Annotated in this window: 21 protein-coding genes and 1 other annotated feature; of the genes, 6 read left to right on the top strand and 15 right to left on the bottom strand. The window is 56.8% G+C overall.

From position 1 onward, the window contains the following. The first annotated feature begins 258 nt into the window (after positions 1–258). Positions 259–2,322 carry an LTA synthase family protein gene (locus tag ACTQ3R_RS07385; protein ID WP_441778445.1) on the top strand — a complete coding sequence of 688 codons (2,064 nt, stop codon included), beginning with the start codon at positions 259–261 and terminating at the stop codon, positions 2,320–2,322. A gap of 496 nt (positions 2,323–2,818) precedes the next feature. On the opposite strand, the gene ACTQ3R_RS07380 is transcribed toward ACTQ3R_RS07385, so the two are convergent. The 9 genes from ACTQ3R_RS07380 to udp form a co-directional block, all read right to left on the bottom strand. Continuing rightward, a complete protein-coding gene (locus ACTQ3R_RS07380) occupies positions 2,819–2,971 on the bottom strand; it encodes a hypothetical protein (protein WP_441778446.1) in 153 nt (50 codons plus the stop codon). Between the two features lie 94 nt (positions 2,972–3,065). Next, a complete protein-coding gene (locus tag ACTQ3R_RS07375) occupies positions 3,066–4,220 on the bottom strand; it encodes an ABC transporter substrate-binding protein (RefSeq protein WP_441778447.1) in 1,155 nt (384 codons plus the stop codon). Between the two features lie 64 nt (positions 4,221–4,284). Beyond that, a complete protein-coding gene (locus ACTQ3R_RS07370; protein WP_441778448.1) occupies positions 4,285–5,169 on the bottom strand; it encodes an ABC transporter permease in 885 nt (294 codons plus the stop codon). Beyond that, positions 5,166–6,053, bottom strand: coding sequence for an ABC transporter permease (locus tag ACTQ3R_RS07365; protein ID WP_441778449.1), 888 nt, complete (start codon positions 6,051–6,053; stop codon positions 5,166–5,168). Before ACTQ3R_RS07365 ends, ACTQ3R_RS07370 begins: the two co-directional genes overlap by 4 nt. Beyond that, a complete protein-coding gene (locus ACTQ3R_RS07360; protein ID WP_441778450.1) occupies positions 6,043–7,218 on the bottom strand; it encodes an ABC transporter ATP-binding protein in 1,176 nt (391 codons plus the stop codon). The genes ACTQ3R_RS07365 and ACTQ3R_RS07360 overlap by 11 nt, the downstream gene beginning before the upstream one ends. 271 nt (positions 7,219–7,489) lie before the next feature. Further along, positions 7,490–8,443, bottom strand: a complete 954-nt coding sequence (locus tag ACTQ3R_RS07355; RefSeq protein WP_441778451.1) for a hypothetical protein — start codon at positions 8,441–8,443, stop codon at positions 7,490–7,492. Further along, complete coding sequence (locus ACTQ3R_RS07350; RefSeq protein WP_441778452.1) at positions 8,424–8,660, bottom strand: helix-turn-helix domain-containing protein; 237 nt, start codon at positions 8,658–8,660, stop codon at positions 8,424–8,426. The genes ACTQ3R_RS07355 and ACTQ3R_RS07350 overlap by 20 nt, the downstream gene beginning before the upstream one ends. Before the next feature lie 12 nt (positions 8,661–8,672). Next, positions 8,673–9,608 carry a hypothetical protein gene (locus tag ACTQ3R_RS07345; protein WP_441778453.1) on the bottom strand — a complete coding sequence of 312 codons (936 nt, stop codon included), beginning with the start codon at positions 9,606–9,608 and terminating at the stop codon, positions 8,673–8,675. Positions 9,609–9,725: 117 nt separating this feature from the next. Further along, positions 9,726–10,499, bottom strand: a complete 774-nt coding sequence (udp, locus tag ACTQ3R_RS07340) for a uridine phosphorylase (protein ID WP_441778454.1) — start codon at positions 10,497–10,499, stop codon at positions 9,726–9,728. 217 nt (positions 10,500–10,716) lie between these two features. On the opposite strand from udp, the gene ACTQ3R_RS07335 reads away from it, so the two are divergent. The 4 genes from ACTQ3R_RS07335 to ACTQ3R_RS07320 all read left to right on the top strand — a co-directional run bounded on the left by ACTQ3R_RS07335 (position 10,717) and on the right by ACTQ3R_RS07320 (position 16,668). Then, entirely contained in the window at positions 10,717–11,433 is a 717-nt protein-coding gene (locus ACTQ3R_RS07335; RefSeq protein ID WP_441778455.1) for a hypothetical protein, read from the top strand. 45 nt (positions 11,434–11,478) lie between these two features. Continuing rightward, positions 11,479–12,879 carry a Trk system potassium transporter TrkA gene (gene trkA / locus ACTQ3R_RS07330; RefSeq protein ID WP_441778456.1) on the top strand — a complete coding sequence of 467 codons (1,401 nt, stop codon included), beginning with the start codon at positions 11,479–11,481 and terminating at the stop codon, positions 12,877–12,879. Beyond that, complete coding sequence (locus ACTQ3R_RS07325) at positions 12,876–14,315, top strand: TrkH family potassium uptake protein (protein WP_441778457.1); 1,440 nt, start codon at positions 12,876–12,878, stop codon at positions 14,313–14,315. The genes trkA and ACTQ3R_RS07325 overlap by 4 nt, the downstream gene beginning before the upstream one ends. 250 nt (positions 14,316–14,565) lie before the next feature. After that, a complete protein-coding gene (locus ACTQ3R_RS07320; protein ID WP_441778458.1) occupies positions 14,566–16,668 on the top strand; it encodes a sodium-translocating pyrophosphatase in 2,103 nt (700 codons plus the stop codon). Positions 16,669–16,773: 105 nt separating this feature from the next. Here the strand turns inward: ACTQ3R_RS07320 and ACTQ3R_RS07315 are convergent, their stop codons facing one another. From ACTQ3R_RS07315 to rpmE, 6 genes are all read right to left on the bottom strand, one after another. Continuing rightward, on the bottom strand, positions 16,774–16,995 hold the full coding sequence (locus ACTQ3R_RS07315; RefSeq protein ID WP_441778459.1) for a hypothetical protein: 222 nt from the start codon (positions 16,993–16,995) through the stop codon (positions 16,774–16,776). A 225-nt stretch (positions 16,996–17,220) separates the two neighbouring features. Further along, the gene (locus tag ACTQ3R_RS07310; protein WP_441778460.1) at positions 17,221–17,862 is read right to left on the bottom strand and encodes a YigZ family protein; all 642 of its coding nucleotides are present in this window, start codon (positions 17,860–17,862) and stop codon (positions 17,221–17,223) included. Next, a complete protein-coding gene (locus tag ACTQ3R_RS07305) occupies positions 17,859–18,404 on the bottom strand; it encodes a GNAT family N-acetyltransferase (RefSeq protein WP_441778461.1) in 546 nt (181 codons plus the stop codon). Before ACTQ3R_RS07305 ends, ACTQ3R_RS07310 begins: the two co-directional genes overlap by 4 nt. A 137-nt stretch (positions 18,405–18,541) precedes the next feature. Further along, positions 18,542–19,831: a GTPase HflX gene (gene hflX / locus ACTQ3R_RS07300; protein WP_441778462.1), complete on the bottom strand. Its 1,290-nt coding sequence runs from the start codon at positions 19,829–19,831 to the stop codon at positions 18,542–18,544. Between the two features lie 57 nt (positions 19,832–19,888). Beyond that, positions 19,889–20,389 carry a flavin reductase family protein gene (locus ACTQ3R_RS07295; protein WP_441778463.1) on the bottom strand — a complete coding sequence of 167 codons (501 nt, stop codon included), beginning with the start codon at positions 20,387–20,389 and terminating at the stop codon, positions 19,889–19,891. A gap of 117 nt (positions 20,390–20,506) precedes the next feature. Then, complete coding sequence (rpmE, locus tag ACTQ3R_RS07290; protein ID WP_441778464.1) at positions 20,507–20,710, bottom strand: 50S ribosomal protein L31; 204 nt, start codon at positions 20,708–20,710, stop codon at positions 20,507–20,509. Positions 20,711–20,869: 159 nt separating this feature from the next. Next, positions 20,870–21,125 (top strand) — a binding site (T-box leader). Positions 21,126–21,206: 81 nt separating this feature from the next. Here rpmE and leuA point away from each other — a divergent pair. After that, a complete protein-coding gene (gene leuA / locus ACTQ3R_RS07285; RefSeq protein WP_441778465.1) occupies positions 21,207–22,898 on the top strand; it encodes a 2-isopropylmalate synthase in 1,692 nt (563 codons plus the stop codon). Positions 22,899–22,931 lie beyond the last annotated feature (33 nt).

Below are 22,931 nucleotides of genomic sequence, written 5' to 3'. Positions count from 1 at the left end.
TTCCTCGCTTTCCTGTAAAAGGCCGCCAAAAACTCCAGCGGCAAAGATGTGAACAAACTGTGAAGTTCCGACTTATTATAGCAGAAGAAGCCTATTCTGACAAGGAAATTCCTATGTCATTCATACAAAAAGGCACTTTATCTGGAAAAATTTTTTATGTTATTTTTATAGTTTTCTTCCATTTCCTCCCACATTGACAACCTCCAAGGATTTCAATATAATCAAGGCAACACAGTCTGCCTTAAAGGAGATACCACCATGTCTGTTCGACTCTCCCGACTGTGGGAGCGCTGGAGGCCCCTGGCCGCCCCCTCCCTGTTCTTTTTCGCAGTCATCTATTACGAGGAGATCTCATTAAAGCTTTTCTGCTTCGGCTCCCTCACCATTCCGGGGGTGCTGTTCACGCTGCTCTTCTCTTTGCCCTGCGCCTTGCTGCTAGGACTTTTGTGCGGCAGCGTATCCCCCCGGCGGGGACGGGCACTGCTGGTCCTGTGCACCCTGATCCTCTCTTTGTGGCTGGGGGCGCAGACCGTCTATTACCGCCTGTTTAAAACCTTCCTGACCATCTTCTCTCTGACCAAAATGGCTATGGTGGCAGGAGCCTTTGGAGATATGGCCGTGGGGGAGGTGCTGGTCAACTGGTTTCCGGTGGTGGTAATGGCTATTCCTCCGGTCCTGTCCTTCTGGCTGCGGGAGCGGATCATTTCTCCCCGTCCGCACTCCAAAGGACTGGGCCTTCGCTGGGCGATGCTGGCCGCTTTCATTCAGCTTTTATCCATGGGCCTTGTGATGCTGTGCGGCGGCGGAGTCATGTCTCTGCGGTACATCTATTTTCAAACCGCCACCCCCGAGCTGGAGACTCAGTACTTTGGCGCGCTTACCCAAACCCAGTTGGAGCTGCGCCGTGTGCTCTTCGGCATTGACCCTGACCAGGAGCTGGAGCCCGGCTCAGATGCCCCCAGCCCAGATGGCAGCCAGGGAAAAGATGATGGGAATTCTATCCCGGCTTTTGCCCCCGAGGGAGTACACACTCTCCCCATCGACTTTGACACCATCATTGCCCAAGAGACGGACGAGGGGCTCCTTCAGGCTCACCAGTGGTTCTCCCAGCGTACCCCCACCCCGGAAAACCAGTGGACCGGCTACTTTGAAGGGAAAAACCTCATCTGGATCGTGGCCGAGGGCTTTTCCACTTTGGCTATGGATCCCCAGCGCACCCCTACCCTTTGGAAGCTGTCTCACCAGGGTTTTGTCTTTGAGAATTTCTACACGCCCCTGTGGGGAGTATCCACCTCGGACGGAGAATATGTGACAACCACCGGCCTGATCCCAAAATCCGGCGTGTGGAGCTACTCCCTGTCTTCGGAAAACTACATGCCCTTTGCTCTGGGCAACCAGTTCCGGAAAGAAGGCTACCGGACCATGGCCTTCCATGATTACCTGTACGATTACTATGACCGCAACCTCTCCCACCCCAACATGGGCTACGAGTACTACGCCATCGGCCAGGGGCTCAATATGGATTGGGGCGGCCAGTTCCCTCCCTCCGACCTGGAGATGATGGAGGAAATCGTCCCCATGTTCATTGACGAAGACCAGTTCATGGTCTACTGTCTGACGGTAAGCGGCCACCTGAATTATAATCTGGAAGAAAACGCCATGGCCGCCCGGCACTGGAGCAAAGTGGAGGATCTGCCTTACAGCGAAGCGGTCAAATGCTATCTGGCCAGTCAGATGGAGCTGGAACTGGCGATGGAGCGGCTTTTGAACCAGTTGGAAGCGGCTGGAAAGCTGGAAGACACCGTAATTGTCCTCTCTGCCGACCACTACCCCTACGGGCTCACCGATGCGGAATACAGCGAGCTGCTGGGGCACCCTGTAGACCCGGTGTTTGAGATCTACGAAAACACCCTGATCGTCTGGAACAGTGAAATGGAAGAGCCGGTGTATGTGGACAAGTATTGCTCCAGTCTGGACGTGATGCCCACCCTCTCTAACCTTTTCGGGCTGGAATACGACTCCCGGCTTATTATGGGCACCGATATTCTCTCTGATCAAGAGCCTCTGGTGATCTTTGCCAATTATAGTTTTATCAGCGAAACCGGCTACTATAACTCCACCACCGACGAGTTTACCCGCTGGGACGGAGCCGAGCCCGATGCGGAGACAGTGGCCAATCTCATCGCTGAGGTACAAAACCGCGTTGCCTACTCCTCCACCATTCTGGACACCGATTACTACCGTATCCTTTTCAACTACGACTACTATCAGCTCATGGAGAAGGGCCCGGCTGGATTGCTGAGCCTGCCTCTCACCCCCTAAGAACGCCCTTTGAGAAGTTCACCGCCCCAGGCAGCGAACAAGTAATCTTCCAAAAACAGCCCCGCTGCTGTTTGGAACATGCCAAAAGGCCCGCCGAAAACGGCGGGCCTTTTGGCATAAAAGAGAGGGAGGTGAAGAAATGAATATATGCAAACCGTCCGAAAACGGGCGGGAGCCTTTGGTCTGCCGCCCCGTGGCGATACAGCGGCGGCGGCAGTGAGACGCATACCCTCTGCGTCAAGAGGTCGGTTCACAGCCCCGGGAGAAAAGGGCTATTTCCCGTGATCCGGTATTCGCGCGGGTGCCGGATCGTCCCCCCGCGGCCTGTGCCACGGGAAAGGAGGAAAACAGATCAGATCTTTGATCTGTCCATAGCTTACCATAGTGCCCCAGGGGAATCTTCACCAAATCTGGAATTTTCCATGAACATTATGTGAACCGTTCGAAACAATTTCTAACCTGTCCGCCCAGAGAAAACATCTTCTCAAAATGTGTCTTACATCTGGTGGCTCTCTCCCTTCATGCGCATCTCCAGGGGATCGGCCATGGGGTCCTGGGCACTGCGCTTCGGGTCGGTAGGACCGGCCACAGGGGCGGAGCTTTTCCGCTTTTTCCCTTGGCAGCCCTTCGCTTCCTTTGCTCTGCTCACGGTGCTCACCTCCTTTCCTCGTTTTTCCTAGTATGGGTAGGAACGGACAAAAAAATCCGCGCGGAAATCATTCCGCGCGGATTTTTTAAACAGCTCAAATACCCAGCTCGATCCACAGGTCGTTATAGAGGGCCAGGGTCTCAGCGGGAAGGTTCTCATACATGGAGCAGCGAGCCAGAACGTCCTTGGGGGCGGCCATGATCTCGTACAGCTCCTGATCCAGAGGCTCCCCGTAGGTCTCCTCGTAGTAGGCGGGGTACTTCTCCAGTGCCTCTGCGTTGGGAGAGGCGTACCAGATGTAATCCATGTTGGCCAGGTTGGAATCAGTGGAAGCGATGAAGTTGATCCACTCGTGGGCCTCGTCCACATTCTTAGCGTTCTTCAGCAAGCACATGGCATCCACAAACCAGTTAGAACCCTCCTCAGGAATGCAGAAGGCCAGATCGGGATTATTCTCATGCATGCTGAGGAAGTCACCGGCATAATAGGTGGCGATAGCCAGGTTGCCGCGCTCCATGATCTGGAAGACCTCATCCATGCCCTGGCCGTCATAGACGCCGCGGGCCTTGGCATCGGCCACCAGCTTGGCTGCTTCCCGGATCTGAGCCTCATCGGTGGTATTCACGTCATAGCCCAGATAGTAGAGGGCCATGCCGAAGGCGTCACGGGAGTTGTCGATGAGCAGGATGTTTCCGGCATACTCATCGGAGAACATGACCTCCCAGCTGGTAATGGGCTCGTCCACCATGGTGGTGTTGTAGATGATGCCCAGGGTACCCCAGGTGTAGGGGACGGTATACTCGTTGTTGGGATCGAAAGACAAACCCTTGTACTGCTCGTCGATCTTTTCATAGTTGGGGATCTTGCTGTAGTCCAGAGGCTGGAGCATATCCTCAGAGATCAGACGGGCGATCATATAGTCAGAGGGGACGATGACATCATAGTTCACGCCGCCGGACTGGAGCAGAGAATAGAGCTCCTCGTTGGAAGGGGCGGTGTTGTAATTGACCTTGATGCCGGTCTCCTGCTCAAATTTATCAATGAGACTCTCATCAATATACTCGCCCCAGCTGCACACATTAACCTCACGTTTACTTCCTGTGGTGCTGCTGCTGTTATTGCCTGCGGTGCTGCCGCTGCCGGCGGTAAAGGACATGCTTCCGCTGGTGGACTCCTCCATGGCGCATCCGGACAGGAACAGGCCCAAAGCCAGAGAACAGGCCAGGGTCAAGGCAGTGATTTTTTTCAATTGATCATTCCTCCAGTATTTGGTTGATTTTCTATCTCCACGCCCTTTGGGCGATGGGACCACATTATGTTCCGGCCGTCTGCCACTTTTCCAAACGCCATTCCCGGACATTGATGATGATGAGCAGCACCAGCACCACCCCAAAGAGCAGGGTGGACACGGCGTTGAGCTCGGGACTCACACGCTTGCGCACCATGCCATAGATCTCAATGGACAAGGTGGAGGCGGAGCCGGCGGTAAAGTAGGAAATAACGAAATCGTCCACGCTCATGGTGAAGGCAATGAGGGCACCGGAAACAATGCCGGGCTTGATCTCAGGTATCACCACTTTGCGGAAGGCCTGCATCCAGGTGCAGCCCAAGTCCTGTGCCGCATCGATGAGACTGCGGTCCATCTGCCGCAGCTTGGGCAGCACGTTGAGAATCACATAGGGGATATCAAAGGAGATATGGGCCAGCAGCAGGGTGGTAAAGCCCATGTTGACCTCACCCATACGGGGAAGGGTGCGGCGGAAATTCTCCTCCAGATAGGTCACAAACCCATTCCACCCCTCCACAACCACGCCATTCCACCCGGCGATGACAGTCACAAAGAAGATGCACAATGCCACACCGGTAACGATATCCGCATTCATAATGGGAATATTATTCACTGTCAAAATGGGATCACGCCAGCGCCGGCGCATGCCGAACAGGCCCACCGCGGTGAAGGTTCCCACCACGGTGGAGATAGCGGTAGCCAGGACAGAAACCAGAAGGGTATTGTATACCGCCCCCATGATCTGCCGGTCCCGGAACAGCTCCTCATACCACCGCAGAGAAAATCCCTGCCAGACCACATTACTGTTGGCATCGTTAAAGGAAAACACTACCAGCAGCAAAATAGGCGCATAAAGGAACAGAAAAATGAGGGCCATGTAAAAACGGCTTCCAATGCGGTAACGTCTCATAGCATCACCGCCTGTTCCTCGCCCTCGCCAAAGTGGTTCATAACCACCATACAGACAATGACGATAATCATCATGACCAGGGCGATCGCACTGCCCAGATAGGGGTTATAGGCTCCGCCCAAAAACTGCTGCTCAATGAGGTTGCCCAACAGCATCTGGTTATTACCGCCCAGCATACGGGAAATAGCAAAGGTGGACACCGAGGGGACAAACACCATGGTCACTCCAGACAGCACTCCGGGCAGGGACAGGGGAAAGATGACCTTTCGGAACACCTGGGCGGAGTTGGCTCCCAGGTCCCGTGCGGCCTCCAGCAGGGAGTGGTCCAGCTTGATAATGACCGAATAAATGGGCAGGACCATAAAGGGCAGGTAGTTATACACCATGCCCAGCACCACTGCTCCCTGGGTGCGGATCATGCGGAAGTAAGTGAGGTCGGTCCCAAAAATGCGGTTGATGAGGTCAAAGAGACCGATAGCCTCAAAAAAGTTATTGAGAATACCATTATTTTCCAAAATGGCCATCCACGCGTAGGTGCGCAGCAAGAAGTTCACCCACATGGGCAGCATGATGAGCACCATGGCCATGCGCTGAAAACCGGGGCCCTCCTTAGCCATCACATAGGCCAGGGGATAGCCCAGCAGCAGGCAGACGATGGTAGCCACCAGGGCCAGCTGGAAGGAACGGGCAAAAATCACCGTATAGGTGCCCATTCTGGCAAAGTTGTCCAGCGTAAAGATCTCTGTAATGGGAATCTCACCCCACTGGGCCAGACCCTCGGCCGTGGTAAAGGCATAGAACACCACCATAATGATGGGGGCCACCACCACCAGGGCCATCCACAGCACATAGGGGGCGGACAGCCAGGCAATCTTATTCTTCATTTCCGCCCTCCTGCTCCTCCTCTTCCGGGTCAATGGAGGCGTCGCTGATCTCCTCATACTCCTCAGAATAGGAGGAATAGTCACCGAACATGCCGGAGTAATGGCTCTTCTTCATGACGTGGATTCCGTCCGGGTCGATTTTAATGCCGATACGGCTGTCTACGGGGCAGAAATCGGTGGTCTGAATAAGCCACTTAAAGCCGTAGAAGTCCACGATGGTGTCATAGTGGACCCCCTTGAAGGTAACCGAAGTGACCGTGCCCTTGAGCTGCCCCTCGTTTTCCGGGACGATGTCCACGTCCTCAGGGCGGATGACCACGTCCACAGGCTCGTCCTTCTCAAAGCCGCTGTCCAGACACTTGAACTTCCGGTTGAAGATCTCCACCACTCCGTCATCACGCATGATACCATCGAGAATGTTGGACTCCCCAATGAAGTCGGCCACAAAGGCGTTTTTAGGCTCATTATAAATATCCTCAGGGGTGCCGATCTGCTGGATCTTGCCCGCATCCATGACCACCACCGTGTCGGACATGGCAAGGGCCTCCTCCTGGTCATGGGTCACATAGATAAAGGTGATCTCCATGGCCTTTTGGATGCGCTTGAGCTCGTTTTGCATATCTTTGCGGAGCTTCAGGTCCAACGCGCCCAGGGGCTCGTCCAGCAAAAGGACCTTCGGCCGGTTCACCAGCGCCCGTGCAATGGCTACACGCTGCTGCTGACCGCCGGAGAGCTGGGAGATGTGCCGCTTTTCAAAGCCCCGGAGGTTCACGACCTCCAGCATCTCCATCACCCGCTGGTGGATCTCCTGCTCACTGAGCTTGACCTTTTTGCCCTTCTCGTCGGTCTTGCCCAGACGAAGGCCAAAGGCGATGTTCTCATATACATTTAAATGCGGGAACAGAGCGTACTTCTGAAAAACGGTGTTTACTGCCCGTTTATGCGGCGGGACAGCATTAATCCTCACACCGTCAAAAAATACGTCGCCAGAGGTGGGCGTCTGAAAACCACCGATGATTCGGAGTGTGGTTGTCTTGCCGCACCCGCTGGGACCCAGCAGTGTGAGGAATTCCTTATCGTTAATATACAAATTGATGCCATCCAGCACCACCTCGCCATCAAAGGCCATGGTGCAGTTGGACAGACGGATAAGCTCCTTGGACATGCGCGCTTCCCCCTTTAATTGCTTTGTAACCTTGTCAGCTCCCTCGATTTATTCACCCGGGTCGGCGCTCACTTCCCAAAGAGCGTCCGGGGGGCCGGGCTTTCACGGATAGCGAGATACACTATATCTGACTGTACCCCAAATGTCAATGATTTTCCCCAAATTTTTCCCACAATTTCACCCCCATTTTACCCCCGGTTTTCCGTATGTTTGAGAAACGGGAGATGGGGGGCTCCCATCTCCCGTTTTCTTCCTCTTTTTTAAAAAAAGCTTACTTCAAAGTGAGGTAAGTAACCCTTCCCATTCCCCGCTCGTCCAACCGGACCAGGCGGTGGGAAGCCCCCTCCTCACCCAGGGTATAGGCACTGCGCTTGACCGCTCCCAGGCGGTCTGTTTCGGACACCAGAACCCACACGGCTCTCTGAGGCCGCTCCAAGGTGAGGCCCTCCTCCCCAATTTCTTCCATGGGGATGGTGTGCTCCATCACCTGCTGGTTTGCCCCATCAAACCAGGTGACGGAAAACTCCCGGACCCGCTCCACCGACTCCATGGACACCGACACCTCAAAGGAGGTGGTCTGCTCCTCTCCGTCCACCGTCTCGGTGTAGGCCGTCTTGGTGGAAACGGTAAAGCCGCCTATGCCTCCGTAGCTGTTGCCGCCGTCCTCCAGATAGACGGTGCCGTCCTTCATCTGATAGACCGGATAGGCCGTCCAGCCATAGTCGTAGTTCTCGGTGTTCCAGCTGGTGGCATCCACCGGGGGCCCGAAGTATACCGTGCCGCTGACAGAGGTTTCCATATCCCCTACCTTGGTGTGCACATCCGCCATGTCGGTATAGCCGGTATAGTGCTTTCCGCCCTCCAGGTCCTGGACGGCACAAAAACAGTTGAAGCCCTCCCGGCCTGGGAACACATAGCGGCTTTTCGCCTCGTCATATTCCCCGATGAGGATCTTTTTGCTAAAGGCCACCGTCCCCAGGCCGTCCACCTTCACATAATCCGGCCCATAGTCCACCCAGCCGGAGTAGTCCCGTGTGATCTCTTCCCACTCCCCGGGCAGGCGTTCAAAGACCAGCTGGTAGCCGATAAACTTGTCCTCCTCCACCGCCTTCCGCTCCGGCTGGGCCAGCTTTCCTCCCGTTGCGTCCACCGCCAGGGCAAGCACGCCGCAGATCAGGACCACCAGCAACACCCGTGGCCACTTCTTATTCCAAAGGTTCTTCATCGCCGTCCTCCAATCGTCCGTCAAAGCGCAGGATGTCCCCCACGTCACAGTTCAAATAGTAGCAGATTTTGTTGATGGTGTGAAAGCGTACGCCGCTGGCCTTCCCCGAGCGAAGGATGGATAAATTGGCCTCGGTGATGCCCACCTTGGCGCACAGCTCCTTGGAGGTCATCCCCCGCTCCTTTAAAATCTCCCCCAGCATGACCCGGATGGCCATAGTCCCACTTCCTTATATGATAGAGTCACTGTCCTTCTGCAGTTCCCGCCCCCGCTGAAGCAGACGGCACAGGAGCATAAGCCCCGCTGAGAGCATCAGGGAGAAGAGGGGCATCGTCAGGGAGAAGTGGGTGGCGTGCAGCTGCTCCAGCAGGGCCAGCTGAATAAGGTTTCCCGACACCGCCAGCACCACGGTAGCCTGGGCCACCATGCGGCAGGCAAGAGCAGTGCGCTCACACAGCTCCACCCCTTCCTCCTCAAAGTCCAACCGGCCCAACACACGGGACAGGGAGGCCCCCCACACCATGGTCACTGCAGAGAGGATGCCCGGAGCAGCATTCAGCAGACACAACAGGCCGATCATCAGCGGAGTCAGGCTCCCCGGATCGGTGTTGTCCGCCACTACCTCCGCCCACTGTTGGGCCCCTTCCAGTACCTGGCTGCAGACAACGGCAAAGGCGGTCAGCGCTGCACAGACATAGAGCAGCGCCGCGAAGGCCCGTGCCAGCTTCTCTCGTGGAGCTCCCTCCAGGGACCGCAGCAGCCGCAGAGCCACAAAAGCAAGGGCCATAGAAAGGAGGGTCCAACCGGCAGCCACCGGGAAAAATTCCCGCACCATCCAGCCCATCTGGGTGGGGTTGACCAGCAGCCATAAGCTGGCCATCAACACCGGGGACATCAGTCCCAGCAGCCACTCGTCCGCCGCCCGGCGCTTCCCGTCCAGCAGGATCAACGCCACCAGAGGCAGAGCAGACACAAGCAGCACAAGCCCCCAAGCCGCCAGATTTCCCCAGAAGCCGGACAGGGACAGCCCCCGCAGCCCCTCTCCCAGGGCCAGCAGCGGAGCGGCCAGGCCTTTCACGCTCCAACTCCCTCCAAAAAGCATCAGTCCCCCGCACCCAAGACCCAGAGCCGCTCCGGCCGGGACCACCCAAAGTTTGTGTTTCATAGCGCCCTCCTAATTATCGCAAAACAATAATTTCATCTTGAGTGTATCAAGTAAATTATCGTTTGTCAATAATTTTCTGTTTAAAAAATGGGAGCCTTTTCAGGCTCCCATAGTCGGTTATTTCTCCAGATCCTTTAAAATCAGCAGCTTCAGGGCCTCTACCCCGGCGCGAATCGCCGCGGAAGTGTCGTGAGACTCCTTTTGATCCAGCCCCGCCTTCTCCCGCTCCTGGTTCCAGATCACATGGAACACGGAGCCGCAACGTGCCCGGCGGGCAGCGGCCACGGTAAAGAGGGCGGCAGATTCCATCTCGCTGGCCAATACCCCCAGCCGCTTCCAGGCCTCCCACTTCTCCAGCAGCTCTCCGCTCACGGGCATACGGCCGGGGGAATGCTGGCCATAAAAGGAGTCCTTACACTGGACTACCCCGGCATGCCAGGAAAGCCCCAGCCGCTGGCAGGCGGTGCTCAGGGCACAGGTCACCTGAAAGTCGGGGACAGCGGGCCACTCGATGGGGGCATATTCCCGGCTGGTCCCTTCCATACGCACCGCGCCGGTGGCCACCACCACGTCGCCGCTCTGCACCCCCAGCTCGATACCCCCGCAGGTACCCACCCGGATAAAGGTGTGCACTCCGATGTTGCACAGCTCCTCCATGGCAATGGCCGCAGAGGGGCCGCCAATGCCCGTGGACACTACGCTTACTTTCTCTCCCAAAAGCTTTCCTGTGTAGGTGGTGTACTCCCGGTTGGACTGAACATGCACAGGCTCGTCAAAGTACTTTGCAATGGCCTCACACCGTCCCGGATCTCCAGGGAGGATACAGTAGCGCCCGACCTCTCCCCGGGCACACTGGATATGGAACTGTCTGTCCCGCTGCTGTTCGTTCATGGCTCTGCCTCCTGTTTCTCCGCCCTAAGGGCGGGGATCTTGGTATGATCATATCACAAGTTTCTATTTTTCACAAGAATCCTTCCCATGTGTTTAGATCGCCTATGCATTTTGCGGGAATACTTGCATATAGAGAAGTCTTATTGTATAATAATGGTCACCCCATCGGCAAGCAACGGGATTTTATTCCCTTTTACCCCCTACTAGGAGGCATATCATGAAACGTTCCCTGCTTTTTCCCTGCATTCTATGTCTGCTCATTGGCCTACTGATCGGCGTGCTCGTCCCCATCGACTGGACTCCCGCAAAAACTACCACCGCCGACGTAGGTACTATGACCTTCACCACGTTAGAACCCTCAAGCTCGGGTTCCAGTTCCGGCTCGGCCTCGTCCGCTTCCGGAGCCAGTACCTCCACCCCCAGCGCCAGTGACAATTTCCCCCTGCTCAACACCGCCTGTATCGTGAATCAGGCTCTGCGCCAGAAGGACTACGCAACCGTGGCCAAATACATCCACCCCACTCGGGGCGTTACCTTCACGCCCTACTCCACGGTAAACTTTGACTCTGACCTCACCTTTACCTCCACCCAGGTACAGGACCTGGCCAAAGATAAAAACATATACACCTGGGGCTTTGAGGATGGCCGGGGCAATCCCATTAAAATGACCATGGAGCAATACTTTGCCCGGTACGTCTACAACATTGACTACACCCAGGCCTCCATGATCGGGGTGGATCAGATCATCACCGCCGGCAATGCTCTGGAAAATCTTACGGAAGAATATCCCGGCTGCCGCTTTGTTGACTTCTGCCTTCCTAGCGCCGACCCACACAACGACGGGCTGGACTGGTCCTCCTTGAAGCTAGTCTTTACTCTGGAGGATACAAACTGGCTGCTGGTCGGCATCGTCCACGGAGAGTGGACCATTTAACACATCATTACAATTTAATTTACAATAGAAAGGATTTCCTGAGACATGGACATCGTAATCGTAGGCTGTGGAAAGGTTGGCTTTTCCCTAGCCGAGCAGCTGGTGCTGGAGGAGCACAACATCACCATTGTGGACCAGAGTGAAGCAATCTTGCGCCGGGCAGGTGATCAGTTGGACGTGATGACCGTCCGGGGCAATGGTGTGTCCGTGGCCACGCTGCGGGAAGCCGGAGTTGACAGCGCTGACCTGCTGGTAGCCGCCACCAGCTCCGACGAGGTAAACATGGTGTGCTGCCTCACCGCCAAGAGCCTGGGAGCCAGCTATACCATTGCCCGCATCCGCAACCCCGAGTATACCAGCAGTCTGGCCGACCTGCGCCGCAACCTGAAGATCGACATGGTCATCAACCCGGAAAATGCCACTGCCATCGAAATTTTCCGTCTGCTGCGCTTCCCCGCCGCCGCCAATATCGAGACCTTCTGCCGCGGAAGAGTGGAGCTGATGGGTGTGCGTCTGCAGGAGGGGGATTTTCTGGTGGGCAAGCCCATCCACACCCTCTCTCCCCAGGTAAAAAAGCTCTCCCTGCTCTTTTGCGCTGCTGACCGGGACGGCAAGGTCTTTATTCCCAACGGCTCCTATGTCCCCCAGGAGGGTGACAAGCTCTATCTGGTAGGCCAGCCGGATGGGTTGGACCAGTTCTTCCATCTGCTCGGCCGCTATGCTCCAAAGGTGAAGCAGGTCTTTTTGGTCGGCGGAGGCAAGATTTCCATGTATCTGGCCAAGCTCCTCTCCTCCTCGGGCATCCGGTTCAAAATTGTGGAGCGCTGTGAGGAGCGCTGCCGGCTCATCAGCGAGCGCTTCCCCTCGGCTATGGTCATCTGCGGGGACGGCACTGATTCCGAAGTGCTGGATTCCGAAAACTTCTCCAACGCCGACGCTTTTGTAGCCCTTACCGACCGGGATGAGGACAACCTCATCATCTCCCTGTACGCCATGCAGAAGGGACTTCCCAAAGTGGTTACCAAGTGTAACCGCCAGAATTACGCAGGCATTGTCCGCTCGTTAGGTCTGGACAGCGTGGTCTCCCCCAAATTCATTACCGCTTCCCACATTCTCCACCGGGTGCGCGGGATGGAGAATTCCCAGGGCAGCGTCATGAACTCCCTGCACCGCATTGCAGACGGGTCCGCAGAGGCCATGGAATTTACCGTGGGACCAAACACGCACCATCTTGGCACGCCTCTGAAGGACCTGCGCCTCAAGCCCGAAGTATTGCTGGCTGTCATCGTCCGGGGCAGTGAGATCATTATCCCCGAGGGCTCCTCTTGTCTTCAGGAGGAAGATTCCGTGATCATCATCGCCCGCGGGGGCGGCATTTTGGATCTCAATGACATCTATGATGAGGATTCGGGCTTTATTGTGCCCTCAGGAGGCACCGGAGCATGAACATTAAGCTGGTCTTAAAGCTGGTGGGCCGGATTCTCCTGGTGGAAGCCGTGGCCCTGGTGCTGCCGCTGATGGTAGCCCTTTTATACCGGGAGGACCCCACCCCCTTTCTGCTGACCATTGCCATTGTGGCCGCCTGCGGACTGGGTTTGTCCGCCCTCCCCTGCCGCAGCCGGCAGTTCTTTACCCGTGAGGGTTTTATTTCCGTGGGTCTCATTTGGATTGTTACAGGCCTTGTAGGTTCCCTGCCATTCCTGTTCTGCGGCTACTTTGCCACTCCCATGGACTGTATCTTCGAGTCCTGCTCAGGCTTTACCACCACGGGAGCATCCATTCTCACAGACATTGAGTCTCTGCCTAAGGGTATCCTTTTCTGGCGCTCCTTTACCCACTGGCTGGGGGGCATGGGCGTACTGGTGCTGGCCACTGCCATTGTACCCACCATGGGCATCCGTTCCCACTACCTCACCCAGGCTGAGACCCCTGGCCCCGTTTTTTCCAAGCTGGTGCCCAAGCAGTCTCAGACCTCTAAAATTCTTTATAGCATGTACTTTGCCCTCACCGCACTGGAGATCATCTGTTTGAAGCTGGCGGGCATGCCTCTTTATGACTGCTTCATCCACGCCTTCTCTTCCGCGGGTACCGGCGGTTTCTCCAACCGAAACGCCAGCGTGGGGGCCTATGGCAGCGTAGCCATTGAGATGATCATCACCGTATTTATCCTGCTCTTCTCCCTGAACTTCGCTGTCTATTTTCTCCTGCTCACCCGGCGGTGGAAGGAAGCTCTGGAAAGCGATGAGCTTCGGTTCTTCCTCCTGGTGGTCTCCGGGGCCACTGTGCTCATCACCCTGGCCAACCTGGGCTTCTATTCCAGTGTGTGGGAGAGCCTGCGCTACACCGTGTTCCAAGTGGCCTCCATTATTTCCACCACCGGCTTTGCCACGGCGGATTATGTGCTCTGGCCCAAGTTCTCCCAGATGATTTTGATCCTGCTGATGTTCTGCGGAGCCTGTGCCGGTTCCACCGGCGGCGGCATGAAGTGCTCCCGGATCCTCACCCTTCTGCGTTCCATTCGCCGGGACCTGCACCGCATCACCCACCCCCGCGCGGTGGAAGTGGTGAAGCTGGACGGCAAAGTAGTGGGTGAGGATACCCTCCACTCCCTGCTGGTCTTTGTGGGGGCCTATGTCCTTTTGGTCTTTGGGGCCGCCCTTATTATCTCCCTGGACGGCAACTCCTTTGCCGTCTCCTTCAGTGCCTCTCTCACCTGCGTGAGCAACGTGGGTCCCGGTCTGGAGGTCATCGGCCCCACAGGCAACTTCTCTGCATTCTCTTCCCTGTCCAAGGGCGTTATGTCCCTGTGCATGATCGCCGGACGGCTTGAGATTTTCCCCATTCTCATTCTCTTCAGCCCCACTGCCTGGCGCAGAACCTGAGTTTCTGTTTTTACAGCAAAACCGCCCCTCTCCAAAGGGGCGGTTTTTTCTGTTCAGACAGATATTGGATCGTTCCGGATTTCTCTTTTTATTTGAATGAAACGCGCTCAAACGACTTGATATTTTAAGGAACTAAATTATGTTCTTGCATTTCTTTTTTATTGTGGTAAAATATTCACATATAACCCCCGCAAAATCATAAAATATTTGGTCAATATCACTTCTGCATAGGTAAGGAGCGTGTAAAATCATGGATCAATTCTTCTGGATCGGACTTGCCGGAGCCCTGGCCGCCCTCCTCTTTGCTCTCTTCCAGAGCCGCAGGGTCCTCTCCTTCTCTGAGGGGAACGACACCATGAAAAAAATTGCCGCGGCCATTCGCCAAGGTGCGAACGCCTACTTACGTAACCAGTACGCCACCGTGGCCAAGGTCTTTTTTGTGGTCTTTCTCATTCTGTTGGCCCTGGCCTACTTCCAGATGCTCGACAACTGGTTTATCCCCTTCGCCTTTCTCACCGGCGGCATCTACTCCGCCCTGGCAGGCTTTGTGGGTATGAAGATCGCAACCTCTGCCAACGCCCGCACCGCCCAAGCCGCCAGCGAGAGCCTCAACAAGGGTCTCAATGTGGCCTTTTCCTCCGGCGCTGTCATGGGCTTCACGGTGGTGGGTCTGGGCCTTCTGGATATCTCTGTGTGGTTCCATATTCTGAAGTACATCGCCCACTTTGACGCCGCTAAAATCGCCCAGACGATGGTGATGTTCGGTATGGGTGCCTCCTTTATGGCCCTCTTCGCCCGTGTAGGCGGCGGCATCTTTACCAAGGCCGCAGATGTAGGCGCGGACCTGGTAGGCAAGGTGGAAGCCGGCATCCCGGAGGATGACCCCCGCAACCCCGCCACCATCGCCGACAACGTGGGCGACAACGTAGGCGACGTAGCCGGTATGGGCGCTGACCTCTACGAGAGCTATGTGGGTTCCATCCTGGCCACCTTCGCTCTGGGTGTGGCCGCCTATCCAGACAACAGCTGGGGCGCCATGCTGCTGCCCATTGCCCTGGCTGTGGTGGGCATTCTGTGTTCCATCTTTGGGTCCTTCCTCATCCGCACCCGCGAAGGTGCCTCCCAGCGGGAGCTGCTGGGCACCCTGCGTAAGGGCACCTATACCGCCGCCGTCCTGGCCGCCATCATCGCCGCCCCCCTCACCTACTTCATCCTGGGCAGCTGGGGCGTCTATATCGCCATCCTCTGCGGCCTCATTGGCGGCTGTGCCATCGGCTACTTCACGGAATACTATACCTCCGATACCTATAAGCCTACCCAGGTTTTGGCCGACGCCACTGAGACCGGCGCCGCCACCACCATCATCGGAGGCCTTTCCCTGGGCATGCTGTCCACCATCGCTCCTATCCTTATTGTAGGCGCAGCGGTCATTGTCTCTTTCCTGGCCGCCGGAGGCACCATGACCACTGCTTCCGAGAACTACACACTTCTCTTCTCCAAGGGCCTCTACGGCATTGGCATCGCCGCTGTGGGCATGCTCTCCACCCTGGGCATCACCCTGGCTACCGACGCCTACGGCCCCGTAGCCGACAACGCCGGTGGCATTGCCGAAATGTCCGGTCTGGGTAAGGAAGTCCGGGAACGCACAGACGCTCTGGATTCTCTGGGCAACACCACCGCCGCTACCGGCAAAGGCTTTGCCATCGGCTCCGCCGCCCTCACCGCCTTGGCCCTGCTGGTAAGCTATGTGGACATTGTCAAGGCCAAGATGGACCATGCCCCCGACCTGTCTCTCACCAACCCCGCCGTTCTGGTGGGATTGTTCATTGGAGCCATGCTCACCTTCGTCTTTGCCGCCTTCACGATGAGCGCGGTGCAGCGGGCCGCCCAGTCCATCGTGGTGGAGGTCCGCCGGCAGTTCCGAGAGATTGCGGGGATCATGGACGGCAAGGCCGATCCTGACTATGCCTCCTGCGTAGGCCTGTGCACCAAAGGCGCCCTGCGTGAGATGGTGAAACCCTCCCTGCTGGCCATTATCGTCCCCATCCTCACCGGCCTCATTCTCTCTGTAGAGGGTGTGGTCGGTCTTCTGGGCGGCGTATCTGTCAGCGGCTTTGCCATGGCGGTGTTCATGTCCAACGCCGGCGGAGCCTGGGACAACGCCAAGAAGTACATCGAAGCCGGCCACCACGGCGGGAAGGGCTCCGACCAGCACAAGGCCGCTGTCATCGGCGACACGGTGGGCGACCCCTTCAAAGACACCTCTGGCCCTTCCTTGAACATTCTTATTAAACTGGTGTCCACCGTATCCATTGTATTCTCCGGGCTCATTGTGAACTTCCACCTGCTGTAATCTTCCATAATACAACGACACCCCCGTGTCTCCATGAGACGCGGGGGTGTCGTTTGCTGCAGCCATGTCACCCAAAAGCGGGGGACATATAGCCGCTTCCAATGGTTACACCATCTTATTGACCAGCTTGTTAAATGCCCGTGGATTCACATCATCCTCGGCCACAACCAGGGCCTTCTTGCCCACCAGAGCGAACAGCCCCAGCAGGGAACGGGCATCCAGCATAAGAGTGCCGGAACTCAGCCAAACCTCAAAGGGAGTGTTGCAAGCCAGCCGGTTGATCTTCTCTACCTGAGAGCCGTCCTTGATCTCAATCTCACGTACCATACTTGATTCCTCCATTACTTCAGAATTTACGCGCCGCACAGGCCTCCGGATCGCTCCTCCAGCCTGGGCGCTTAGGACCACCTTTCTGAATGGTCACCGGTATTTTACCAGCAGGTTTTGGCAACGTCAAGGACGATAATTGTTGAACTCGCATAATGGAAACGTTTTCGATTTATGCAATAAATACAAAAACAGGCCGTCATCCAGCGATGACAGCCTGTTTGTTTACTCTCTCACGGGGCCCCGGAGGGGCACATCCTTAAATTGTTCCCCTGCCTCCAGCACCTCGATCGTGCCGGCAGAAGCATCCAAAATATGGGCGGCAAACTCCCCTGCCCGCTCCTCAGGGAGCAGCGCAGAGAGCACCACATCAGCGCCATAGTCTACCTGCTCCACCACCCCGGAAAAAGCCTCCACCGTCCGGCGGGCCTGTTCAAACTGGGCATAGGTGCAGGGGACCTCCATGGCCACCCACCGGCGCACCACCGAGATTCCGGCCGCATCCAGGGCGTCTTTGGCACTTTGGGTATAGGCCCGGACCAGCCCTCCGGCTCCCAGGAGGATCCCTCCAAAGTACCGGGTGACCACACAGCACACATTGACCACGCCCTCCCGCTGGAACACGTTGAGCATGGGCTGTCCGGCGGTTCCCTGGGGCTCTCCGTCGTCGGAGTAGCGGGTAGGGCCGTCCTGGATGATGTAACACCAGCAATTGTGTCGGGCGTCGTAGTGTTTTTTCCGGGTGGCCTCAATCTTTTCCCTGGCTTCTTCCTCCGAGGATACCCGCCACACATGGCCCAGGAAGCGGGAGCGCTTTTCCACCAGCTCTCCCACTCCCTCTCGGGTGGGAATATAATATTCGGTCATTGCTTCACCGCCTGTCTGGCTGCCCAATCCTTCCGGCTTAGGGCATAGTAATGGGTCAGCCGCCGCTCTCCCATCAGCTCCACCGTTTCCTCCTGGGAAAATTGGTGGTGAAAGCCACACTTTTCAATGACCCGGCGGGAACGCTCATTCCCCTCATAGTGGTTACACCAGATGGTGCAAAGACCCAGCTCCTCAAAGCCCCAGCGGATCAGCTCCCAAGCTGCCTCCGTCATCAGGCCCCGGCCCCAAAACTCCGGACTGAGGGCATAGCCCAGCTCTTCATCCGGTCCGGGCAGCTCCGTGCGGTGCCGGCCCACAAAGCCGGCCGAACCGATGACCTTCCCGCTCTCCCGGTCCACCAGAGCAAAGACAGTGGGAGCGGCAAAGACGGTACGGATGATCTCCAGACTATTCTCCACACTGGTATGGGGCGGCCAGCCCGCTGCCGGGCCCACTCTGGGGTCCTTTGCGTAGGCGTAGACATCTTCCGCATCCCGGTCCAAAAAGGGACGCAGTGTCAATCTCGGTGTTTCTAATATCATACCGGCACTCTCCTTGCTCGCTCCCCTCGGAGAGCGGAGGGGGTATCGGGCCGAAGGCCCGTATCCAGGGGGAACTGGTTCCCCCTGGAAGGGCGCAAGGGGCAAAGCCCTCATGTTCCGCAGAACATGTTTGCGCCCTAGTCCTCCCAGGGTTCCTTGTGAGGCTTCCATCCTTCCACCAGCGGTCCCAACTGTCCGATGATCTTGGGTGTGCACACGGCCACAACGTCGATGGTCTCCCCGTACTCCACGTTTTCCACCTTGGCCTCTTTATAGAGGGCCTCCAAAAGCCCGCCCTTGTCATAGGGCAGGTGGATGGTGACCCGCCGGGCACCGTTGTCCAGCACCCGGCCGATGGCGGCCAGGAGCTCGGGCACTCCCTCCCCGGTCTTGGCGGAGATGGATACCCGGCCCTCTCCGTGGGGACGGATGTCCCCGGTCCACAAATCGCACTTGTTGAAAACCTCGATGCGGGGAGTCTGATCGGCTCCCAGCTCGTGGATAAGCTGCTCCACCACCTCGGCCTGTTCCCGCCACTGGGGGCTGGAGGAATCGATGACATGGAGGAGAAGGTCGGCGTACTCCAGCTCCTCCAAAGTGGCCTTGAAGGCCTCCACCAGGTGGTGGGGGAGCTTGCGGATAAAGCCCACCGTGTCGGAGATGAGCACGGTACAGGTGTCGGAAATCTCCAGGGTGCGAGTGGTGGTATCCAGGGTATCAAAGAGGCGGTTGTTGGCGGGGATCTCCGCCCCGGTCAGATGGTTCAGGAGGGTGGACTTGCCCGCATTGGTATAGCCCACAATGGCTACCACTGGGACCTCATTTTTGATACGCCGCTCCCGCTGGGTGGCCCGGACCCGGCGCACGTCCTTCAACTCGGCCTCCAGCTTGGAAATTTTCTTGTGAATATGCCGCCGGTCGCTCTCCAGCTGGGTCTCACCGGGGCCGCGGGTACCGATGGCACCCTCCTGGCGCTCCAGATGCTTCCACATACCTAAAAGCCGGGGCAGCAGATATTTGTACTGGGCCAGCTCTACCTGGAGCCGCCCCTCCCGTGTGCGGGCCCGCTGGGCAAAGATATCTAAAATCAGTGCGGAGCGGTCCAGCACAGACACCTTCAGCTCCTCGCTGAGTACCCGCTGCTGAGAGGGGGACAGGCTGTTGTCAAAAATCACCATGTCCGCGTCCATAGCCTGAACCAGATCCCGGACCTCGGCCACCTTGCCCTCGCCGATGAAGGTGCGGGGATCGGGGCTGTCCTTGGACTGCATGACGACCCCCACCGTCTCGCCCCCTGCCGTCTCCAGCAGGGCGGAAAGTTCCTCCATGGACTCCTCAGTGGCGTTCTCCTCCCGTGACAGGCTGAAGGCATTAAGGCCCACCAGCACCGCCCGGTTATACTTCTCTTGTGTGAACTTCTCGGACATAAAACCTCCAAAAATTCGAAAAAGCATGTTCTGCGCTTTTTCGAAAGGGGATTTGTTTTACTTTTTCAAAACCTCGACGATCTCGCCGATATACATGGTGTGGTAATCCTCCTGGGGATACCACTTCTCCTTGATTTCCTGGGGAATGTGGTTGGGGTCCATTGCCTGGGCAAAGCGCTTGCGGCACACCAGAACCAGCTGGGCCTCCTCAAAGTAGGGGGCACCGCAGGCAGCCGTTTTTACCGTGAAGCCACACTCCTTTACCTTGTCTGCCTCCCGGCCGCTTTTGGAGCCGCACAGGGAAAGCTGTTTGCGGTACTCCTCAGAGAAAAACGCGAGGGTGAAGTACTCCTCCCGGTCCACAAACTCCTTGGTATAGCGCTGGGGCCGGATATAGCAGGTGGCTGCGGGTGCTCCCCAGAGTACCCCCAGCCCACCCCAGGAGGCGGTCATGGTATTGCAGGCTTCCGCCGTACCGGCGGTGATGAGCATCCACTGATCTCCAATGAGAGAAAAGACATTCTGATCCAGGGACTTCGGATCCACAGACATAAACATGTGACATACCTCCTTGCAATATGGGTGCAGCTTATTCTATGCCCCTAAATTGGGGACAATACCGGGAAAATACGCAAAAAGCCGCACCGATTCCTCGGCGCGGCTTTTGGGAGTGTCTTACTTGTCCAGACCGAACTTCTTGTTGAAGCGGCTGACACGGCCACCGGTATCCACCATTTTCTGCTTGCCGGTGTAGAAGGGGTGACACTTGGAGCACACTTCTACGCGGATGTCCTTCTTGGTGGAGCCAGTCTCGATCACGTTGCCGCAGGCGCACCGGATGGTGGTCTGTTCATAGTTGGGGTGGAGGCCTTCCTTCATTATGTTCACCTCTTTCTCCATTGAGGGTAATCTCGTAAACGCAACTGATATAATATCACATATTTTCTGGAAAAGCAACCTCTTTTTCAAAAAAATTTTTTAGGCAAACTGCATGTGCTACTTGACAATCGCGATCCTTTTCGCTACAATACTTCCTAAGAAAATGTGATGACGGGGAAAAAGACGACAGTCTCCCACTCAGAGAGCCGGCGGTTGGTGCGAGCCGGTGTGTGGAGCCGCCGTGGATAACTGGCCCCTGAGCAGTCTGCCTGAAGAAAACCGGAGTTTTCCCGTGGAGTAGGGTGGAACGGTTGGTCTCGTTATTGACCAGGACCTTGTTAGAGGTTTCAAAGGGCTGTCTGGGTAACCGTCAGCCGAACCAGGGTGGTACCGCGAAAATTTTTTCGCCCCTGACGTGAAAACGTCAGGGGCTTTTTTTATCCCAATCAGACTTTTTCACGCACACAATACACTTTATCATATAGGAGGAAACGCTATGAAACCCGGATATCAAAAGTACATTCCCTTCCAGCCCCAGAAGATCGTGGGCCGTACCTGGCCCGACAAGGTCATCACCAAAGCTCCCATCTGGTGTTCTGTGGACCTTCGTGACGGAAACCAGGCCCTGGTGGACCCCATGAACCTTCATGAAAAGCTGGAGTACTTCCATACCCTCATCGACATCGGCGTCAAGGAGATCGAGATCGGCTTCCCCTCCGCCAGCGAGACGGAGTATGAGATCTGCCGGGAGCTCATCGAGGGCGGCCACATCCCCGATGATGTGACCATCCAGGTGCTGGTCCAGGCTCGGGAGCACCTCATTAAAAAGACCTTTGAGGCCATCCGCGGCGCCAAGAACGTCATTCTCCACTTCTATAACTCCACCTCCACCCTTCAGCGCAAGGTGGTCTTCCACATGGACACCGATGGCATCACCAAAATCGCCACCGACGCCGCTGACCTCATCTATGAGATGTCCCAGCCTCTCATTGCCGAGGGCATGAACCTGCGCTTTGAGTACTCTCCCGAGTCCTTCATGGGCACCGAGATGGACTACGCTGTGGAGATCTGCCAGGCGGTGCTGGACCACCTCCACGCCACCCCGGAGCGGAAGGTCATCCTGAACCTGCCCACCACCGTGGAGAACTGCATGCCCAACCAGTTTGCCGACATGCTGGAGTACTTCTGCAAGAAAATTCCCGGCCGGGACTGCGCTATCATCTCCCTACACCCCCACAACGACCGGGGCACCGGCGTTGCCACCACTGAGATGGGACTGCTGGCGGGCGCCGACCGGGTGGAGGCCACCCTCTTCGGCAACGGCGAGCGCACCGGCAACGTGGACATGATCACCCTGGCCATGAACATGTGGACCCAGGGCATTGACCCCCAGCTGAACTTCTCCAACATCAACAAGATTAAGGAGATGTACGAGCGCTGCACCAAGATGCCTGTAGGCGACCGGCAGCCCTACGCCGGCAAGCTGGTCTTTACCGCCTTCTCCGGCAGCCACCAGGACGCCATCAACAAGGGCACCCAGTATATGAAGGAGAGCGGCACCGAGTATTGGGAAATTCCCTATCTGCCCATCGACCCCGCCGACGTGGGCCGGGAGTACGAACCCATTATCCGCATCAACTCCCAGTCCGGCAAGGGCGGCGCCGCCTACATCATGGAGCACAACTTCGGCTTTGACCTGCCCAAGGCCATGCACCCGGAGTTTGGCCATATTGTCCAGGTAGAGACGGACAAGGTGGGCACGGAGATCGCTCCCGAGCGGATCAACGAGCTGTTCCACCAGGAGTACATCGATGTGAAGGAGCCCTACAAGCTCCTCAAGCACGCCTTCCAGGAAAGCGTAGACAGCGAGGGCCACTCCCACGTCACCTTCTGGGGCACTCTCCAGCACACCGACACCATCTTCAAGGTGTCCGGTGAGGGCAACGGCCCCATCGATGCCTTCTTTAACGCCATCAAGGACGAGAAGATGGCCCGCTTCTCCTTCCTGGACTACGCTTCCCACGCCATTACCAATGGCTCTGACTCTCAGGGCGTAGCCTACATCCTGCTCAAAGACCAGCGGGACGGCAAGGAGTACTGGGGCGTAGGTCTGTCCCACAACATCAACCTGGCTCCCCTGCGGGCCATCCTCTCCGCCATTAACCGGGCAAAGCGGAACCACCAGTAATAGGAATCCACCCCAGCGCGCCCACGGCAGCCC

The sequence above is a fragment of the Lawsonibacter sp. LCP25S3_E2 genome (assembly GCF_052117285.1).
GTDB lineage: Bacteria > Bacillota > Clostridia > Oscillospirales > Oscillospiraceae > Lawsonibacter.
This window is presented reverse-complemented; position numbering and strand designations above follow the sequence as displayed.

Bases quoted from the DNA above. Each gene is read 5' to 3' on its own strand.
- ACTQ3R_RS07385 (WP_441778445.1), top strand. From the start codon at position 259: ATGTCTGTTCGACTCTCCCGACTGTGGGAGCGCTGGAGGCCCCTGGCC.
- ACTQ3R_RS07370 (WP_441778448.1), bottom strand. From the start codon at position 5,169: ATGAGACGTTACCGCATTGGAAGCCGTTTTTACATGGCCCTCATTTTT.
- ACTQ3R_RS07365 (WP_441778449.1), bottom strand. From the start codon at position 6,053: ATGAAGAATAAGATTGCCTGGCTGTCCGCCCCCTATGTGCTGTGGATG.
- ACTQ3R_RS07360 (WP_441778450.1), bottom strand. From the start codon at position 7,218: ATGTCCAAGGAGCTTATCCGTCTGTCCAACTGCACCATGGCCTTTGAT.
- ACTQ3R_RS07355 (WP_441778451.1), bottom strand. From the start codon at position 8,443: ATGAAGAACCTTTGGAATAAGAAGTGGCCACGGGTGTTGCTGGTGGTC.
- ACTQ3R_RS07350 (WP_441778452.1), bottom strand. From the start codon at position 8,660: ATGGCCATCCGGGTCATGCTGGGGGAGATTTTAAAGGAGCGGGGGATG.
- ACTQ3R_RS07345 (WP_441778453.1), bottom strand. From the start codon at position 9,608: ATGAAACACAAACTTTGGGTGGTCCCGGCCGGAGCGGCTCTGGGTCTT.
- udp (WP_441778454.1), bottom strand. From the start codon at position 10,499: ATGAACGAACAGCAGCGGGACAGACAGTTCCATATCCAGTGTGCCCGG.
- ACTQ3R_RS07335 (WP_441778455.1), top strand. From the start codon at position 10,717: ATGAAACGTTCCCTGCTTTTTCCCTGCATTCTATGTCTGCTCATTGGC.
- trkA (WP_441778456.1), top strand. From the start codon at position 11,479: ATGGACATCGTAATCGTAGGCTGTGGAAAGGTTGGCTTTTCCCTAGCC.
- ACTQ3R_RS07325 (WP_441778457.1), top strand. From the start codon at position 12,876: ATGAACATTAAGCTGGTCTTAAAGCTGGTGGGCCGGATTCTCCTGGTG.
- ACTQ3R_RS07320 (WP_441778458.1), top strand. From the start codon at position 14,566: ATGGATCAATTCTTCTGGATCGGACTTGCCGGAGCCCTGGCCGCCCTC.
- ACTQ3R_RS07315 (WP_441778459.1), bottom strand. From the start codon at position 16,995: ATGGTACGTGAGATTGAGATCAAGGACGGCTCTCAGGTAGAGAAGATC.
- ACTQ3R_RS07310 (WP_441778460.1), bottom strand. From the start codon at position 17,862: ATGACCGAATATTATATTCCCACCCGAGAGGGAGTGGGAGAGCTGGTG.
- ACTQ3R_RS07305 (WP_441778461.1), bottom strand. From the start codon at position 18,404: ATGATATTAGAAACACCGAGATTGACACTGCGTCCCTTTTTGGACCGG.
- hflX (WP_441778462.1), bottom strand. From the start codon at position 19,831: ATGTCCGAGAAGTTCACACAAGAGAAGTATAACCGGGCGGTGCTGGTG.
- ACTQ3R_RS07295 (WP_441778463.1), bottom strand. From the start codon at position 20,389: ATGTTTATGTCTGTGGATCCGAAGTCCCTGGATCAGAATGTCTTTTCT.
- rpmE (WP_441778464.1), bottom strand. From the start codon at position 20,710: ATGAAGGAAGGCCTCCACCCCAACTATGAACAGACCACCATCCGGTGC.
- leuA (WP_441778465.1), top strand. From the start codon at position 21,207: ATGAAACCCGGATATCAAAAGTACATTCCCTTCCAGCCCCAGAAGATC.